Here is a 19,632-nt window from a genome sequence, read left to right as displayed (position 1 = left end):
GAAATTTGTGTCAAAAATCAGTAAATAAGTACTTATTTTACGAATAAGGTATCCTCGTTTTGATGTCCATTGATAAAATCTTTGGCTGTCATACGGCGCTTTCCTTCAGGTTGAAGTTCTAAAATTTCGTAAACTCCTTGAGGTAGATTGATATAAAGGTTATTTTTTTGTAAAATTAATTGATAATCTTCTCCATCAACAACAATATCCGTTTTTAGACCAGCATATATTTTTAACGATTTGTAATTTTCGCCATTTCCAAAAGTTGTCCACGCACATGGATAAGGAGAAAGTCCTCTAATTTTGTTGTGAATAGCATTGATAGAATCGTTCCAATCTATTTTACAATCTTCTTTAAAGATTTTTGGAGCATGTTTCAATTCTGTTGTTTCGTCTTGTGGATGCGGTTTTAATGAATCATTTTCTAAACCATCTAACGTTTTCACAACTAATTTTGCACCGATATGCATCAATTCATCATGAATTTTTCCTACATTATCATTTTCTCCAATTTCTACTTTATCAGAAATTAAGATATTTCCAGTATCAATTTTTTCATCAATCAAAAAAGTTGTTACTCCAGTTTCCTGATCACCATTCATTACAGCCCAATTAATAGGCGCTGCACCACGATATTGCGGAAGAAGTGATCCATGAAGATTAAAAGTTCCTTTTGATGGAATGGACCAAACAACTTGTGGCAACATACGAAAAGCTACGACAACAAAAACATCAGCATTCCAGCTTTTTAATGTTTCGATAAAAGCTTCGTCGCGTAATTTTTCTGGTTGAGCCAAAGGCAAATTATGTTCAACTGCATATTTTTTGACATCAGAAATATTCATTTTTTGTCCTCTACCAGACGGTTTATCTGGAACAGTAACAACTCCAACTATTTCGTGATGACTATTTGTATTGATTTCATTCAAAGATGTCGCCGCAAATTCGGGCGTACCCATAAAGACTACTCGCATTTTTATTCTATTAGTTTATAAGAATCGAATCCAATTGGTTGAACTCGCATTTCGTCTATCAAATATTGCAATTCTTCGACGATTTTATCTTTTGGCGAATTTATGAATTTTGAAAGAATTTCGGCTTGCGTTTTTGTACCTTCTTTCAAATATTCAATTAAATCAGATGAATTAAAGCTTTCATTTTGTTTTTTGGATTGACAAACATCACATTTACCACAATTTTGATTAGATTTTTGATTAAAATAGCCAAATAACAAACGTTCTCTACAAATAGTATTTTGTTCGGCATAATAAGCCATTGCTTGCAAACGTTTCCAATTATTCACTTGAATTGATTCGAAATCTTTCCACAATTTATTTTTAAACGCATTCGAATCGCGTGGAACAAGAAATCTAAATCGTGCTAAAAATCGATCTGAATAATCAATAGAACCATTTTTTGAATATTCGTGTAAGCTATTTCTAATGTCGCCAATACTCATGTGCAATTCAAACGCCATTTTACTCTCAGAAATTTCTCTATTATAAGTATAAATTCCAGGATAATGACGTTGTAAATAATCAAAAATTCGGTTTTCATTCAAGTTAATCGAATATGGTAACGCTAAAATTTGAATACTACTATTTTGTGAATAATTTTTTTGCTGAATGATTTCTTTCGTATTGAGAAATTCTAAAAATTGAAGAACCATTTTAAGATTTAAACCAAATTTTTCTGCAAATTTTGGAATATCCAACTGATAATTCATTTCCGTTAATTCGCCTTCCGCCAATTGCAATTGACTAAATAAACAATTTCCAATTTTGATAAAATCTTGTTGCGAAGGTAAATTCGCTTTGAAAATATTTTCTGCTTGAATTCGATCATCAGGATTGTACAAATAAATTCCATGCGATTCCTGTTCGTCACGTCCAGCGCGACCAACTTCTTGGTAATATGCTTCAATTCCTTGAGGTAAATCGATATGAAAAACGGTACGAACATTTGGCTTGTCGATTCCCATTCCAAATGCATTTGTAGAAACCATAATTCTCGAATTATTCAACATCCAATCTTGCTGCTTTTGCTCTTTTTCGTCTTTCGTTAATTTGGCGTGAAAAAAATCGGCATCAAAACCATTTTGACTTAAAAAACTAGCAATTTCATAAGTTAATTTTCGATTTCGAACAAAAATAATACTCGAACCAGGATATTTTTTTAAATAATAAATCAAATCATTTTTCTTGTCAGCAGAAAGAAAAACATTGTATGAAAGATTCTCCCTTTTTAAAGAAGATTTAAAAACATCGGGATTATTTAACTCTAATTTTTCTACAATCTCTTGCTGAATTTTTTCTGTTGCCGTTGCTGTCAATGCTAGGATTGGAACTTTAGGAAGAATAGTTTTTAACCTCGAAATTCGATGATATGCAGGGCGAAAATCGTGTCCCCATTCAGAAACACAATGTGCTTCGTCAACTGCAAGCAAACTAATATTGATTTGTTTCAATCGCTCGACAAAAATTCTACTTTGCAAACGCTCTGGCGAAACATATAATAATTTGATTTTGTTGTTTTGACAATCGTCCAAAATTTTCCCAATCGTATTTTGATCAATTTCATTGGTAATATATGCCGTAGAAATTCCTTTGGATTGTAAATTTTGAACTTGATCTTTCATCAACGCAATAAGCGGCGAAATGACCAATGTTAATCCATCAAAAATAATCGCTGGAACTTGATAACAGATAGATTTTCCGCCACCAGTCGGCAAAATTGCCAACGTATCTTTCCCTTCCAAAACACTTGAGATGATTTCCTCTTGCGGCGTTTTGAAAGAAGGATAATTCCAATACTTAAAAAGAATTTCTTTTGGTGTCAAATTACAAAGCTTTGTTGTAAATTTAAGTAAAATCTGCGATTTATTAGAAGAATTAATCGATTATACCTTTTTTGTATTTTACAAAAAGTGAAATTTCATTCACTAATAAAACAATATTAAATCCTAAAAATAAAAGAATTTCCGAACTCATATTGAAGTAAGCCAATTGATCTTGCAAAATCATAAAAGGAACTGCAATTGCGGCTGATAAAAAAATACTGAAAAAAGCAGATTGAATTAGTGTTGCAATGCGAATCATATTTCGTTTTGAAACTTGTGATGGATTAATTATCAGAATAATGGAATTGAAAAAGATAAATGCAATAATTCCTGTATTTATCGATAGAAATGATGATGAATCAAATGATTGAAAGATAGATTTCAAGCTGAAATAAATTCCTTTATCGTAACAAAATTTACAGAAAATAATGAATGATATTAGCGTAACGCTTATGGTAATTACTTTATTAATTCTGCTTTCTTTTGGTGTTGCAACTAATCTTTTTCCGTTGAAAATGGAAGGAATATAGTTTTTGTTTTCGTCTAAATAATTGTACAACAAAATAATAATGGAAAATCCTGTAAATATAAAAAGTGATAATAGTTGTAAAACTAAATCTTGTTCAATCAATTTATAATTTAAATCAGATTCATAAACTTCATTTGGAACAAAAATATAAATTCCAATCATCGCAACGACATAGAGTTGATAAACAATTCCCCAAGCAGGATTTAGATAAAAAGGCTGATTATAATCTTGGACAATTTCACTGTAACTTTTTTTGCGTTTAAAACTGTTTGATTCTTCATCAAAATTGGTAGAATTTTGAAAAATTATACCAGTAACTGCAATAAAGAATATTGAAGCTATTGCTCCAAAAAATACAAAAGCTGTGAGTTGATCGTCGCAAAAATAATCTGTAATAGTTATTAATAGAGGGGTTATAAGGAATAAAATCCATTTTGGACGAAGGTTTACTTGCCAAATTTCTTTAAATACAAGCGTTTGAAATCCAGCAATTGCTAATCCAAAGATTAAGAAAATAAAGGTCATAGAGTAGGTTTGGTTAAAAATACAAAAAGCCAACAAATTTGTTGACTTTTTGGTTTGAAATTTATTCTGTAATCCCTTCTAACATAAATAAGAAAGCATCTTCTTTCGCATCTTCTTTTAACGATTCGAATCGACCAGAAGCACCGCCGTGCCCTGTATCCATATTTGTATCTAAAAGTAGAATGTTATCATCTGTTTTTAAATCTCTTAATTTCGCCACCCATTTTGCAGGTTCCCAATATTGTACTTGAGAATCGTGTAAACCTGTCGAAACATAGAGGTTCGGATAGGCTTTTGCTTCCACATTATCGTAAGGCGAATACGATTTCATGTAATCGTAATATTCTTTTTCATTCGGATTTCCCCATTCATCATATTCCCCTGTTGTCAATGGAATAGAATCGTCTAACATTGTTGTGACAACGTCTACAAAAGGTACTTGTGCAATCACTCCATTGAATAATGTTGGCTCGTAATTAATAACAGCCCCCATCAACAATCCGCCAGCAGAACCACCCATTGCATATAGATGTTTTGATGAAGTGTAATTCTGTTGAATCAAATATTTTGCTGCATCAATATAATCGAAAAATGTATTTTTCTTTTCTAACATTTTCCCATCTTCGTACCATTCGCGACCAAGATATTGACCACCACGAATATGCGCAATTGCATAGATAAAGCCTCTGTCCAAAAGACTTAATCGAACCGAACTAAAATAAGGCTCTATCGTGTAACCATATGAACCATAAGCGTAAAGTAGGAGAGGAGTTTCGGCAGAAAGAGGTGTATCTTTTCGACGAACCAATGAGATTGGAACCATTTCTCCGTCTCGTGCTTCAGCCCAAATTCGTTCAGAAATATAATTTTCTTTGTCAAAATCACCTATAACAACTTGTTCTTTTTTGATTTCGAATGTTTTATCATTCATGTTAAAATCAATCACAGAAGAAGGAGTTGTCAATGATGTATATCCGTAACGTAAAATATACGTATCAAAATCTGGATTTGTCCCAACATTTGCTGTATAAGTTTCTTCGTTAAATGGCAAATAATAATCAGTTGAATTGTCCCACGCTTTGATATTCATCTGCAATAAACCATTTGTGCGCTCTTCGATAACCAAATAATTTTTGAAAATTTCGAAACCTTCAATCAATGTTTCTTCACGATGAGGAATCACATCAATCCAATTTTCTTGTTCTGTTTTTTCGACAGAAGTTTTCATTAATTTGAAGTTAAACGCATCATCTTTATTGGTTTGAATATAAAATGAATCACCAAAATGTTCGATTGAATATTCTAAATCACGTTCTCTTTCTTGAAAGATTTTAAACGCTGCATCTGGTTGATTAGAAGGAATATATCTAAACTCATCTGAAACAGTACTTGAAGATCCAATAATGATATAATCTCTTGATTTTGATTTGTAAACAAACACATTGAACGTATCATCGGCTTCTTCAAAAACCAAGACATCATCTTCTTGTTTTGTCCCTAATTTGTGTTTCCAAATTTGATAAGCACGCAATGTTTCATCTTTTCTTGTATAAAATAAAGTCTGATTATCAGCCGCCCAAACAGAACCTCCAGTTGTGTTTTCTATTTTATCAGAAAGAATTTCTCCAGTTGTTAAATCTTTGATTTGAATCGTATAAATTCTTCGCGAAACATTGTCAACTCCAAAGGAAACCAATTGATTATTTGGCGCCATCGAAATTCCGCCCAATTGATAATATGAATGACCTTCTGCCATTGTGTTGACATCAAAAAGAATCTCATCAGAATTCTCTAAACTGTCTTTTCGACGTTTGTGAATCGGATATTCTTTCCCTTTTTGATATTCTGTCAAATACCAATAACCATTCAATTTGTAAGGAACAGACGAATCATCTTCTTTGATTCGTGCTTTCATTTCCTCAAAAAGCTTTGTTTGTAATGTTTCCGTTGGTTGTAGAATAGCTTTTGTATATTCGTTTTCTTGGTTCAAATAATCGATAACTTCAGAGTTTTCACGATCATTCAACCAATAATAATTATCGATGCGGATATCTCCGTGTTTTTCTAATTTTTGTTCTATTTTTTTCGCAATAGGTGCTTGCATTTTCTAAAATTTAAGGTGCAAATGTACTATAAAAACTTACTTTGAATAAGTTGTAGTTGACCAAGATTTATCACCTGTTTTATATTCGATGATGATATTATTTTCGTTCAAATAGCCAATTGTTTGGTAATTTCCGTTTTGAGAAATCACTGTCACATGGAAAACATTTTGTTGAGCAGCTGGATAAAATTGCGCAATAACTTTTGAATTTTCTTGATCGATTAATACAAATTCGTTGTTATTTGTACTTGCTGTCGTGTAGTTTTTTCCGTTCGATTTGTAAACGTTTTTGTTTTCTGCAGTTTTATTTGATTCTTGCGTAACGACTTTATTAGTTGTTTCTTTAACGGTTGGAATTGTTGTATTTTCTGTTTTAGTTACAGGTAAATCTTTCGCATTTTGTTTTCCAACTTGATTCATTGCTATCGTCAATGATTCTTGATAACCTTTTGTGAAATCTTTTGTTTTAGAGGTTCCTTCGAAAGTACCAACAGTTACATTATTGCAATCAGTAAACTTAACAATTAATTTATTTTTAAAACTTGAGCTACTATTTTCAATGTTTGCTTTTGTCGCTAAACAAGGGTTAATTTGCACCTCTAACGGAATAGAATTTTCATTGATTACTTCATAATCTTTTTTTCTCAAAGCGGTTTTTAGACCAGTATTCAATTGAAAATCATCTTTCGCAAAATCTTTAAAGAGTTGAGGAACGATAACATATTTGTAATCTGTTACGTTTTGAGCCTGAAGTGATGATAGAGCAATAAGAAATATACTTGATAATATAATTTTCATAGCAAGATTATTTAGCAGATAATTTAATTTCTTTCCATGTATTATTTTCAGAAACTTCATACGAAATTGTATTTCCGCTAATGTAACCCACCGAAAAATAATTTGAATTTCCTTTGGTAACAATTACTCTATAAATTCCACTTTTTAAAGTCGGTTCAAATTTCGCAATCACTTGATTTCCGTTTTCGGACATCAACATAAAACCACCATTTTGCAGTTCAATTTTTTGATAAGTAGTTGTTCCATCTGTCAGCAAATTAGTAGCTGTTACCTGAGTTCCTTTAGGTTCAGGTATATATGCAGTTGTTGTTTCTGTTTGGGCTTTTTCTAATTTTACCATCGGAACAGAAGCTTTCGCATTTTGAGATTTTAAAGGATTTAAAGCTAGTTTTATAGCTTCTTGGTAACCTTTGTCATATTCTTTAATCTTAGAAGTTCCTTCAAATTTTTCAATATTTTTATTAGAACAATCCGTAAAACTTACCTCTAATTTATTATTCAGAAAACTTTTAACTTTTAAAATATCAGCATTCAATGCTAAACAAGGGTTTTGCAAAACTTCTAGCGGCCAAGAAGATTTATCAGAAGGTAAAACTTCATATTTTTTCTGTGTTAATATATATCTTAATCGATTATTTAATTGATATTCATCTTTATCAAAACTAGAAAATTTTTCAGGAATATTGATGTACTTATAATCACTTGTTTCTTGTGCATTTATAGTAGAAAAACTACATAAAAGTATAGCAGCTATTAAATTTTTCATTTAAAAAGTTATTTGTATCAAATATAAAAAAATAGAATTGTTTTATCCTAAATATATTTGTTATGCTGAATTTTTCATTTCAAAATAGTTAATAAAATTGAATCATTTCAAATAATATTATTTGAAAGAAATGATTTATAGATCTGATTATAAATTATTAACTTTATTTAAATTAAAATCATAAAATTATGTCAAGTTTAAAAGATAAAGTTGCGATTGTAACTGGAGCTAGCTCTGGAATTGGGAAAGCTGTTGCTGAATTATATGCCAAAGAGGGTGCGAAAGTTGTGGTTTCAGATATTAATGAAGAAGGTGGAAATGAAGTAGTAGAAATTATCAAAAAAAATGGAGGAGAAGCGATATTTTTCAAAGCTGATACTTCTTCGCCAGAAGATAATGAAGCATTAGTAAATAAAACGCTTGAAGTTTATGGAAAACTTGATATAGCTTGTAACAATGCTGGAATTGGAGGTCCTGCTGAGCTGACTGAAAATTATCCATTAGATGGTTGGAAAAAAGTAATAGATATCAATTTTAATGGTGTTTTTTACGGATGTAAATATCAATTACAAGCAATGGAAAAGAATGGAGGAGGTTCTATTGTTAATATGGCTTCTATTCATGGTACTGTCGCTGCGCCAATGAGTTCGGCTTATACTTCTGCAAAGCATGGAGTTGTAGGTTTGACGAAAAATATTGGAGCGGAATACGGACCAAAAAATATTCGTTGTAATGCAGTTGGACCAGGTTATATTATGACGCCTTTGTTGTCGAATAATTTGAGTGCAGATCATTTAGAATTGCTTGTTACAAAACATCCAATGGGTCGTCTGGGGCAGCCAGAAGAAGTTGCAGAATTAGTTTTATTCTTAAGTTCGGACAAAGCATCCTTTATGACAGGCGGTTATTACCTTGTTGATGGTGGATATACAGCGGTTTAAAATATTTTTGAGCGAATCTTTAAGATTAAATGGTTTTCTATAATTTAATCCTTAATTTTGCCTGAACGAAATACAAACAAACAATGAAATTTTTTATCGATACAGCTAACTTAGCTGACATTAAAGAAGCCCAAGATTTAGGAGTTTTAGATGGTGTAACAACAAATCCATCTTTAATGGCAAAAGAAGGAATTACAGGTCAAGAAAATATTTTGAATCACTACAAAGCAATTTGCGAATTAGTTGACGGAGATGTTTCTGCTGAGGTAATTTCTACTGATTTCGAAGGAATGGTAAAAGAAGGTGAAGCTTTAGCAGCTTTAAATCCTCAAATCGTAGTTAAAATTCCTATGACGAAAGATGGTGTAAAAGCGTGTAAATACTTTTCTACAAAAGGAATCAGAACTAATGTTACTTTAGTTTTCTCTGTAGGACAAGCATTATTAGCTGCAAAAGCTGGTGCAACTTACGTTTCTCCATTCATCGGACGTTTAGACGATATTTCGACAGATGGTTTAAACTTAATCGAAGAAATTCGTTTGGTTTATGATAACTATTTGTACGAAACTCAAATTTTAGCTGCTTCAGTTCGTAATACAATGCATATTGTAAATTGTGCAAAAATTGGTGCTGATGTTATGACAGGACCTTTATCATCAATCTTAGGATTGTTAAAACACCCTTTAACAGATTCTGGATTAGCACAATTCTTAGCTGATTACGCAAAGGGAAACCAATAAATTGAAATAGAATTTTCTATATATGAGTCGCTTAATTTTAAGCGACTTTTTTTATGAATTTATATTAATGAAAAGCTTTTAATTATCAAGTTGATAAAAATAGTGTTAATAAATAAAAAAAGATGTTTTGTTATGAATAATTTAAAATTATTAATCGTAAATTGATAAAAGTATTAGAAACTAAAATATTTCTTATTAGTATGTTAAAAACATTTATTTTATTATCAGTCACGCTTGGTATCCCTTTTTTATTAATCATGTTTCTATATGGAAGCACATTTTTTAAGAAAAATATCAATAATGACTAATAATTTTTTCCATTTACTAAAATAAAAAATCCTTCACTTGTATGAGCGAAGGATTTTTTTATGATGGATTGATAAATGATTATTTTATTACAACTCTTTTGTTGATTTCCATTTGTTTTCCAACAACTTTGATGATATAAACACCTGGAGTTTTGAAATTAATTTCAACTTCTTTTTGATTTGACGAATTTGAAACTTCATTAATTAATTGTCCATTGAAATTAAAAACAGAAACTTTCTGAATTGATTTCGAATTATTTTCAAGTTTAACTTTAATCGAACGATTTGTTGCATTGTAAACTGAAACATCATCACGTTTTTGATATTCGAAATCTCCAGTTCCTAAATCCGAACCCCAAATTTTTTCTGCATATTCTGGATGATCGATAAATGGATTTCTATTTCCTTGGTATCTGTATACTAAATTATTAATGTCTTTTTCTCGATCAGAAACAGGATCATTTAAATGCCAAGTCATTAATATTTTCAAGAAAGTATCTGTAAAAACTTTATCTTTTGTTTTATTAAACATCTCATAACTCCAACTTTGAATATCATTTTCTTGATAACGTGTAGCAAAATAAAAATAAGCACGAGCTATATCACCTTTGAATTCATCAATAGGTTCGAAAACTGTTCCAGAATATCCCGCAGAGTATCCCGAATTTAAATTACTTCCTAATTTAGATCCATTTTGCGAAGTATAAGTTACATTTCCAACAACACCATAAGGAAAATTATTTCTCATACCATTTACTTTACCATCAGTAGGCCATATATGAAAGGCGTCAGATACCATTGGTTTATTTTCACTAAAAACATTTTGGGGAATGATATGTTCTCTATTATAACAATCTCCTTCATTTTTATAGTTTCCACATTGATTTGTGACCTTAGTGAAGTTATATGGATCTTTAGATGTCGGATTTTCTGAATAAATATCTAAAATCGTATTATCTTTTTCGTAATATTTATCTAAAAATCCATTGTCTGAATCTGTACGGCTATATAATGTCCATAATCCTCCATAGGTTAAATCAGTATGATTTTTTATTATATTATATAACTGAGTTTTCAAGGTGAAACTGCTACCAGTTGCATTTTCGTAATAGTTACTTGGAGCTTGAGCTGAGGCTAAAATACTTACTGTAAATATGGATAAAGTGTATAAGATTTTTTTCATAAACAATTAAGTTAAAAAAAGCTGTGATTTTCACAGCTTGTATTTTGTATAAATTTATGAAATTTAAAGTTTACTAATTGTTAAATTACTTACTGTAATTTTGATAAATCACCAATGAATCTTGAATTTGTTTATTTAATAATTTATATAAATCTGGTTGATTTAATGAAACTCCAGCTATCGATTTCAATTTTTTCTGAAAATTCTTAGAACCTGACAAAAATTTTGCTCGATAAGAATCTTTATCCATGACTTTTTTGGCTTGTAAATCTTTAAAATCTTTTCTGATTTTTCGTGCATATAATTCAGATAAGTCAAATTGCAACTGCATTTCTTTTAAAATTTCTGCATGTTGCATAGATAGCCACGAATTACTTTCATCAAATTTATTGGTAACCCAAAGTTCAGGAAGTTCTCCAGTAGATTCTGCAATTTGCCAACCTAATTTTGAATCTAAAAATCCTTGAGGAACCTTTGTTTGAATAGGTTTCTTTTTAAAGTTTTCGTAATTAAGTTTCATATCTTTTTTCCATTCAATTACAGATTGAGCCTGAAGAGAATGGGAAGTGAAAAGAGTAATTATAATAAAAAAAAATATTGATTTATTCATCAGATAATCAAGGTATTGATTTTAAATATTTTCTAACAAATCAAGCCTCATGCCATGAGAACCTTTTATCAAAATATTTTGAGTTTTGATTGGATTTTCTTTTAAACATTCTTCAAATGCAACGCGGTTTTCAAATTTTTGTACTTTCGGATTATTCGTAATTGTTTCACCAAAATTATGTCCTAGAATATAAATTTGATCAAAATCTAAACTTTCAGCTAAATCTAAAATACGTTGATGCTCAGCTTTTGATTCTTCTCCAAGCTCGAACATATCACCAATAATAATTGTTTTAGAACCTTCAAATTTTGCAAAATTATTTAACGAAGCTTCCATACTACTTGGGTTTGCGTTGTAAGCATCCATCACAATTTTGTAATTTTCTTTATTGATAATTTGTGAACGATTATTTGATGGAAAATAATTTTCGATTCCGTTTTGAATAGATTTTTCATCAATACCGAAATGTTGTCCAATTGCAATTGCACACGAAATATTGCTAAAATTATAGTTTCCTGTCAAATGAGATTGAATTTTTAAATCTTGGTATTTAACCGCCAAATATTCAGTTTCACTTTCTATCAATTCGATTTGAACATTAGCATTATGTTGATCAGAAAATGTAATTCGATTAATATCTTCAGTTTTTTCAACTTGAATAGGATCATTAAAATTGACAAAAGCAGTTCTGTTATTTGTTCTCAAAAAATCATATAACTCAGATTTTCCTTTAATTACGCCTTCTATTCCTCCGAAACCTTCTAAATGAGCTTTACCAAAATTAGTGATATAACCAAAATCTGGTTGAGAAATAGAAGCCAATAATTCTATTTCTTTTTGATGATTCGCACCCATTTCAATCACAGCTATTTCAGTATCTTCTGGAATAGAAAGAATTGTCAAAGGAACTCCGATGTGATTATTTAAATTTCCGAAAGTATAATGTGTTTTGAATTTCTCTTTTAAAACAGCTGATATCAATTCTTTTGTCGTTGTTTTACCATTAGAACCAGTCAGTCCAATAAAAGGAATTTTAAGGTAATTACGATAAGTTCTCGCTAAATCTTGTAAGGTTTCTAAAGCATCATTAACCAAAAAAATATTTTGAGATGCATTTTCAAATTCTTTTTCGTCAACAATTGCCATTGCAGCTCCTTGATTGATCGCTTCTTGAGCGAAAGTATTTCCATTAAAATTAGCTCCTTTTAAAGCAAAAAAGATACAATTTTGTGAGATGTTGCGTGTATCAGTCGTAACGATTTTCGATTTAAGAAATTGATCGAATATTTCTGCTGTTTTCATAATGTAAAAATAAAAAATCTCGATGAAATTAATCACCGAGATTTAAAATATTTTGAAAAGGATTTTATCCTCTACGTTTACGTTTTGATTCGAAACTACCAGAGTATTCTTGTGCTACACGGAAACCAATCCAGTTTGTTGCACTTGCTTGGTGTAAGTAGCGTCTTTGTCCTGGATCTATCCAGTAAATAGGATCTTTCCAAGAACCACCTTTTACAACACGTGTTTCATCAGAGATGTCAGAAGTACGTTTAGAAGAATCTTTTTCTAAAATTACACGACCTTTTTCATCTACTCTAAATTTACGTTGAGGAGCGTTGTACATATCTTCTGTCGCTTGATCAGCAGATTTACCTTCCTCATTACGTGGTGATAAAGAAGAATTAGGGTCACCATCACGATAATTTGTTAAATCGTATTCTGTTTGTTTTTTGTAAGCACCTGGTAATCCTCTATAAACTAAACGTCCGTTGTCTAATGTATCATATTCAACATTTGTTTCGTCATATTTTTCAAAACCACCTGCTCCGTTGTCAATTTTTGTTTTTAAAATATTTCCACGGTAGTAGTTGAAATCGTTTGCTTCTTCATCAATAATTGGACGATAAACATCAGAAACCCATTCAGCAACGTTTCCTAACATCCCATAAAGACCAAAATCATTTGAAGGATATTTACGCACATCACTTGTAATTGCTGAACCATCGTTACCAAATCCTCCAATACCAGAGTAATCTCCACGTCCTTGTTTGAAGTTATCTAAATATTGTCCTCTTTGAGCACCTTTTGTAACTCTCAAGTTATTTTGAGCAACATCTTTTCCTTTGTATTCGTTGTATTCACGATTTCCAGGTAAAGCTAATGCAGCATATTCCCATTCAGCTTCTGTAGGTAAACGGAAAGGTTGCACTTCTAAAGAACTAGTAGCACGATTCGCTTTTAAGATACGGGTGTTTTGTGTTTTGATTTGATTCGCTTTCATAATTTTAGTCGAATCAATCGCTTCGTTTACATTAGTATCGCCTAACTTATATTGCTCAGCACTAAATGTCTTATTTCCGTAATTATATTCTTCATTAGCATAGTAATCTTTTGATAAGATTCCTTTGTTCATTAAAGCTTTTTCGTTTGCGCGGTCTGTTAACCAATCACAATAATTAACAGCTTGTAACCAAGAAATACCAACTACCGGATAATAGCTGAATTCAGGCGAAAATAAATAATTTTCTGTAGAGAAATCATCACGAGATAATTGATTGTTAAAAACCGTTTCATCTGGTAATGCTCCATTATAAATATCCTTGTATTGTGTATCTTCTGGAGGAAAAACAACTTTTAACCAAGTTAAATATTCTCTATATTCGTAGTTTGTAACTTCAGTTTCACCAATGAAGAAAGATTTTACTTGCATACGAACAGGAGAATTATTCCAATCGTGTAACACGTCATCTTTCGTAATTCCCATCGTAAAAGATCCACCTTCGATGAAAACCATTCCAGGCCAAGCTTTGATGTTTTCTTTCTTTTTACCTGAAAAAAACCAACCTTTACTATCGTTTGGTTTCCATCCTGTACGACTTGTGAAATTTTTTGTTCCACCTCCTTTTTTCTTTCCTGAACTGCTTGCACAACCCATGAATACACTCATAGTAACAGCTGCAAGGGCAAGAGAAAAAATACGTCCTTTATTCATTTTCATAGAATATTTCTGGTTTTCGAAAATTAAATTTAATGCAAATAAAAGCATTTGACATTAATCTTACAACGAAAAAATGCTTTATTTCTTGTATCAAACGTAAGAATTATTTTTTTATTTTACGATTGAAAATATATTTGTCAAAATAGCGTTATTCAGACATGAAGAAATATTTTATTTTAGTTGCAACTTTGCTTCAATTTCCTCAATTGTTTAGTCAAAATTACAAAATAAATTGGGAGAATAATCAAACAATTTCTTTAACGAATGGAAATACGGTAAATGTGCCGTTTTTTTCGAATAAAGATAATTATTTTGTTGGAGGATATTTTCTTCCAGAATTTGTCGTTGAGTTAAATTCTACAAATCAAGAAGTTGAATTGTCAAATGTACAATTTAGAGAAGTACAGAATGAATTGGCTGATTTGAATATGTCTTCGATTACAGATAAAATTAATTTTTCTTCATATAATATTATCGATAAAAATGGTCAGCAAAAACTGATTGTTAAAGTTGTACCATTTGTCAAACAAAATAATAAGATTTTAAAAATAGAATCTTTCTCAATTGTTCCGAAATCAATTCAATCTCGAAAAACATCTTCTCGAAAATTAATTGATAATTCGACTACAAGTGTTTTGAAAACGGGAGATTGGTACAAAATAAAAGTATCCAAAGATGGCGTTTTCAAATTAGATAAAAGTTTCTTTACTAAAAATGGAATTCCGACCAATTTTAATCCAAAATCGTTAAAGATCTATGGAAATGGAGAAGGGCGTTTGATGGAAAATTTGACGGAAGATAGAATTGGTGCTTTGAATGAAATTCCAATAAAATTTGTTGGAGGTGAAGACAATTCTTTTGATAATTCAGATTACGTTTTATTTTATGCAAAAGGTTCGCATCAGTGGTATAGAAATAATACGACAACATTACAAGATGCAAAGGTTCGTTATAATTTATATGATGATTTTGCTTACTATTTTATTAGTTTTAATGGAGAAGATGGTAAGCGAGTAGGAGAGCAGACACTTACTGCAAGTCCTGTAAAAACTTTTTCTACTTTTGATAATTTACAGTTTCATGAAAAAGATTCGATTAACTTAAATGATCTTGGACAAATTTGGGTTGGAGAAAATATTGGTTTAAATGGAGGTTTCAAGAAAACGTTCAAAGCTAATGCTGTAAATGGTGGAGAAGCCTATTTGCGTTATGCAGTGGTTGGAAAAAGTGCAAACGGAATGTCTTATAGTGTTAATATAAATGGACAAACTTTTACTCATTCTTTAGGAAACTCTTTATTTGATAGAAATGTTCAAGATAAAACAATTTCATTAAGTTCTAATACGATCGACATTGCGGTTTCTTCTAGCAGTACAAATCCTTCTGGATTAGCATATTTAGATTATTTACAATTGCGTTTTAAAGATGGTTTAACCTATAACAATGAGCAATTCACTTTTCAGTTTTTAGAAGATATTAATAATGGAAGTGTGAATGCTTTTTCATTGAATAATGCTGCAAATGTTTCTGTTTGGAATGTTTCTGATATTCATTCAATTTCTTCAATTGTTCCGCAAAGTAATTTGTATAAATTTAGTACAAATAGTTTGAATCAGTTTGTCGCTTTTAAGGATGAAAATGCTTTTACAGATGCAAAATATGTAGGAAAAGTAGCAAATCAAGATATTCGTAGTTTAACTGATATAAATTATATAATTGTCACGCATTCAAAATATTTGGATCAAGCTACACGTTTGGCAAATTTTAGAAAAGAGCATGATAAAATAAATGTTGCAGTTGTTACAACGGAACAAGTTTACAACGATTTTTCTTCTGGAAGTCAAGATCCTATTGCGATTCGTGATTTCTTTAAATTCTTAAAAGATGGGTCAAGTCCAAATTTAGAATATGGTGTTTTGTTTGGCGCAACAACTTATGATCCGAAAAATAGAGTAAAGGATTTTACAAATTATCTTCCAACTTTTACAGACGAACCTTCTCTTGATATTGATGGTGCGATTGCAACTGACGATTATTTTGCAATGTTATCTAATAATGTAAAAATGTTATCGAATAGCGTAGATGGAATTTATAGTTACGATGCCAATTGGTTTGAAATAGCTGTAGGACGAATTTCTGCTTCTAACTCTGCTGAGGCAAAGATTTTGGTGGATAAAATTATTTCGTATTACGATAAAGTTCAAGGAAAAGGAACTTCATATGGGGATTGGCGAACAAAAATTGTCGCGGTTACGGATAATGATAATAATGTAAATACTCCAGGTTTAAACGCCAAAATTGATACAGAATTTTCTAAGTCTGAGAATCAAATTTATACGATTAATAAGATATATTCGGGAGCTCATCAACCCGAAAGTACTTCTGCTGGAGTCCGATATCCAACCGTAAATCAAGCAATTCTGAATGGAATCGAGTTAGGTTCAAACTTCTTGATGTATTATGGTCATGGTGGTCCTCGTAGTTGGGCGCAAGAACGAATTATAACAGCAGAAGAATTAACAAATTTATCCAATTTTAATGCAGCTTATTCACGTTTACCTATCGTAACAACTGTTACTTGTGATTTTACAATTTGGGATTTACCGCAATATAATTCTGCTGGTGAAGCAATGTTGAAAAATGCAAATGGTGGAGCGTTATCTATGATTACGACTAACCGTCCGATTGGAACAGGCTATGGAGATTCGATGAATAATTTTTTGATTGAAGAATTTTTTAAGAAAGTTGGAGTAGAAAATCAAACAATTGGTAAAGCGCTTAATGAAGCAAAATTAAATTATTCTCCAAAACATACAAATAACAAAAGTGTGAGTATTCTTGGAGATCCGATGTTAGTAATTCATCGTCCGCAACAAGATATTGAAATCATCAGCATCAAAAATAAAAAAGATGTAGATGCTCTTGCGGGCGGTAAGATGCAAGCGTTAGATTTTATAACGATTACAGGTAAAGTAAATCAATTATCTAACACTTCTATTGATAATAATTTCAATGGGAAAATTGCGATTAGCTTGTATGAAAAACCTGAAACGAAAACCATTTTATCGGAGTCTGATTGGGCTGGAAAAACTTTCGAAACAGAAAATAAAACAATTTATAAAGGAACAGGAAAAGTTGAAAAAGGTGAGTTTACGATTCAATTTTATGTTCCGAAAGATATCAATTACGAACTAGGAAATCGTAAAATAAAATTTTATGCTTGGGATGAGAAAGATGGTAAAGATGCATCGACTTTAAAAACAATTACGATTGAAGGAATTAATGAAGAAGGATTAAATGATGATGAACGTCCGCAGGGAAAATTATATATGAATAATCTTCATTTTGCGAATGGAGGAATTACAGATCGTTCGCCTTATTTGGTGGGTTGTTTAACAGATAATTCAGGTATTAATGCAACAGGATCAAGTATTGGACACGATATTGTAGCAACGCTTGATGGAAAAGTACAAGATGCTTATGTGTTGAATGAATATTATGATGGAGGTGATGCAAATCCTTGTATCAATAAGAATTTTGAAGATTACCAGAAAGGACAAGTAATGTATCAATTAAAAAATCTTGAACTTGGTCAACATACTGTGAATTTAAAATTTTGGGATATCAACAATAATTCGAATACTGCAACGTTAGACTTTGTAGTAATGGAAAATGGAACAGGGCAATTACATATTGATAAATTGCTAAATTGGCCAAATCCATTTACTAAGAATACATTTTTCCATTTTGAACATAATTGTGATTCTGAGTTAGATGTAATGGTTCAGATATTTACAATTTCAGGAAAATTAGTCAAAACTATCCGAAAAACTGTTTCGGCAGAACCTTATAGAGAAGGATATCGAACAGGTAAATATGCGATAGAATGGGATGGTTTGGACGATTTTGGTGATAAAATTGGAAAAGGTGTTTATATTTACAAGGTCAATGTGAAAGGTGTTGATGATACGGTTTGTAAAGGATCAGCCGCAGCAGTTGAAAAACTTGTCATATTAAAATAATAAACAAAAAGAAAAAATATAATCAATAATATAACGAATGAAAAAAATTACAGCAAGTTTATTGATTTTAGCATCAGGATTTACTTTTGCTCAAAATAAAGATGAAGTTAATAATCCGATAATGACAGGAGCCCCATTTTTAAGAATTTCTCCTGATGCGCGTGCTGGTGGTTTGGGAGATCAAGGTGTTGCTACTTCTGCGGATAATTATTCTCAATTTTGGAATGCGGCAAAATATTCTTTTGCTCCTGATTATTCTGGTGTAGCTTTTTCGTATACGCCTTATATGGGATCTTTGGTGAATGATGTCTTTTTATTGAATGCTACTTATTATACGTTTTTAGGTCAAGATGAGCGTAGTACATTAGGGGCAAGTATTTATTATTTCAATATGGGCGAAATTCAGTTAAATAGACTTGGAGCAGGCGGTATTGATGGAAGTGATATAATTAATGATGGTGTTGCTAAACCAAATGAGTTCTCAATCGATTTATCATATGGTTTACGTTTAACAGATAATTACTCGATGGCGGTAACTGGTCGCTTCATTCGTTCAGATTTATTCAATGGAGTAAGTGATGGTACAGTTCAACCAGCAAATACTTTTGCTGTAGATATTGCGGGTTATTATCAATCAGAAACAATGAATACCAACAATTTTGAAGGAAAATTACGTGGAGGTTTCCAAATCTCTAATATTGGACCTAAATTAGACTATTCAAACTCAGAAGATAATGCATCATATTTACCAACAACATTACGTTTAGGTGTTGGATATGATTTCAAATTTGATGATTACAATAAAGTTGGAGTTACAACAGAATTTTCTAAATTGTTAGTTCCTACACCTCAATATGAATATGATGAAGAAGGCAATGTAACGAATCGTTATATACCTAATAAAGGAGTAATGTCTGGAATTTTCAGTTCATTTGGAGATGCGCCAGGAGGAGGAAAAGAGGAGTTAAAAGAAATTATGTATTCTGTTGGTGCAGAGTATTCTTATAATGACGCTTTATTTATTCGTGCTGGTTATTTCCACGAAAGCCCAATGAAAGGAGATCGTCAACATTTGACATTAGGTTTAGGACTTAAATACAATTCGTTTGCATTTAATGCATCTTATTTAATTCCAATGTCAGATACAAACAATGCTTTAGAAAACACATTACGTTTCGGTATTGCTTGGAATTTTGGAGGAGAAACACAGAATAGCTACGATTACTAGAAATCGTTAAGATTAAGTTATAATTGGCTAACCTTTTG

General features: G+C 31.1%; 14 protein-coding genes. 4 read left to right on the top strand and 10 right to left on the bottom strand.

The annotated features are described in order from the left end of the window. Positions 1-32 precede the first annotated feature (32 nt). The 6 genes from fmt to B4A23_RS00610 all read right to left on the bottom strand — a co-directional run bounded on the left by fmt (position 33) and on the right by B4A23_RS00610 (position 7,561). Positions 33-974: a methionyl-tRNA formyltransferase gene (gene fmt, locus B4A23_RS00635; RefSeq protein WP_280061275.1), complete on the bottom strand. Its 942-nt coding sequence runs from the start codon at positions 972-974 to the stop codon at positions 33-35. 2 nt (positions 975-976) lie between these two features. Further along, positions 977-2,839, bottom strand: coding sequence for a RecQ family ATP-dependent DNA helicase (locus B4A23_RS00630; protein WP_291115680.1), 1,863 nt, complete (start codon positions 2,837-2,839; stop codon positions 977-979). Between the two features lie 52 nt (positions 2,840-2,891). Continuing rightward, positions 2,892-3,893, bottom strand: a complete 1,002-nt coding sequence (locus B4A23_RS00625; protein WP_291115677.1) for a hypothetical protein — start codon at positions 3,891-3,893, stop codon at positions 2,892-2,894. A 61-nt stretch (positions 3,894-3,954) separates the two neighbouring features. After that, entirely contained in the window at positions 3,955-5,997 is a 2,043-nt protein-coding gene (locus tag B4A23_RS00620) for a S9 family peptidase (RefSeq protein WP_291115675.1), read from the bottom strand. A gap of 36 nt (positions 5,998-6,033) precedes the next feature. Further along, positions 6,034-6,795 (bottom strand): hypothetical protein, encoded by a 762-nt coding sequence (locus B4A23_RS00615; protein WP_291115672.1) that lies wholly within the window; start codon positions 6,793-6,795, stop codon positions 6,034-6,036. Positions 6,796-6,802: 7 nt separating this feature from the next. Next, on the bottom strand, positions 6,803-7,561 hold the full coding sequence (locus B4A23_RS00610; protein ID WP_291115669.1) for a hypothetical protein: 759 nt from the start codon (positions 7,559-7,561) through the stop codon (positions 6,803-6,805). A 188-nt stretch (positions 7,562-7,749) separates the two neighbouring features. Here B4A23_RS00610 and B4A23_RS00605 point away from each other — a divergent pair, with 188 nt between their 5' ends. Together B4A23_RS00605 and fsa are read left to right on the top strand one after the other, a co-directional pair. Continuing rightward, positions 7,750-8,502 (top strand): SDR family NAD(P)-dependent oxidoreductase, encoded by a 753-nt coding sequence (locus B4A23_RS00605; protein WP_125349843.1) that lies wholly within the window; start codon positions 7,750-7,752, stop codon positions 8,500-8,502. An 83-nt stretch (positions 8,503-8,585) separates the two neighbouring features. Further along, positions 8,586-9,242 carry a fructose-6-phosphate aldolase gene (gene fsa, locus B4A23_RS00600; RefSeq protein ID WP_125349844.1) on the top strand — a complete coding sequence of 219 codons (657 nt, stop codon included), beginning with the start codon at positions 8,586-8,588 and terminating at the stop codon, positions 9,240-9,242. A 387-nt stretch (positions 9,243-9,629) separates the two neighbouring features. Here the strand turns inward: fsa and B4A23_RS00595 are convergent, their stop codons facing one another. The 4 genes from B4A23_RS00595 to gldJ all read right to left on the bottom strand — a co-directional run bounded on the left by B4A23_RS00595 (position 9,630) and on the right by gldJ (position 14,338). Further along, positions 9,630-10,733, bottom strand: coding sequence for an endonuclease (locus B4A23_RS00595; RefSeq protein ID WP_291115666.1), 1,104 nt, complete (start codon positions 10,731-10,733; stop codon positions 9,630-9,632). Between the two features lie 85 nt (positions 10,734-10,818). Beyond that, positions 10,819-11,253 carry a hypothetical protein gene (locus B4A23_RS00590; RefSeq protein ID WP_291048915.1) on the bottom strand — a complete coding sequence of 145 codons (435 nt, stop codon included), beginning with the start codon at positions 11,251-11,253 and terminating at the stop codon, positions 10,819-10,821. Between the two features lie 111 nt (positions 11,254-11,364). Beyond that, on the bottom strand, positions 11,365-12,645 hold the full coding sequence (locus B4A23_RS00585; RefSeq protein ID WP_291115663.1) for a UDP-N-acetylmuramoyl-tripeptide--D-alanyl-D-alanine ligase: 1,281 nt from the start codon (positions 12,643-12,645) through the stop codon (positions 11,365-11,367). 64 nt (positions 12,646-12,709) lie between these two features. Further along, positions 12,710-14,338 carry a gliding motility lipoprotein GldJ gene (gene gldJ, locus B4A23_RS00580; RefSeq protein ID WP_291115816.1) on the bottom strand — a complete coding sequence of 543 codons (1,629 nt, stop codon included), beginning with the start codon at positions 14,336-14,338 and terminating at the stop codon, positions 12,710-12,712. 164 nt (positions 14,339-14,502) lie between these two features. Between gldJ and porU the strand changes: the two genes are divergently transcribed. Together porU and porV are read left to right on the top strand one after the other, a co-directional pair. Next, complete coding sequence (gene porU, locus B4A23_RS00575) at positions 14,503-18,366, top strand: type IX secretion system sortase PorU (RefSeq protein ID WP_291115658.1); 3,864 nt, start codon at positions 14,503-14,505, stop codon at positions 18,364-18,366. Between the two features lie 37 nt (positions 18,367-18,403). Then, a complete protein-coding gene (gene porV, locus B4A23_RS00570; protein ID WP_291115655.1) occupies positions 18,404-19,594 on the top strand; it encodes a type IX secretion system outer membrane channel protein PorV in 1,191 nt (396 codons plus the stop codon). The last annotated feature ends 38 nt before the right edge of the window (positions 19,595-19,632 follow it).

Origin of the sequence: Empedobacter sp. UBA7248 (genome assembly GCF_002472945.1) — a bacterium.
In the GTDB taxonomy this organism is placed as follows: Bacteria; Bacteroidota; Bacteroidia; order Flavobacteriales; family Weeksellaceae; genus Empedobacter; species Empedobacter falsenii_C.
The sequence above is the reverse complement of the archived record's forward strand: the minus strand, read 5'-3'. Positions and strand labels throughout refer to the sequence as shown.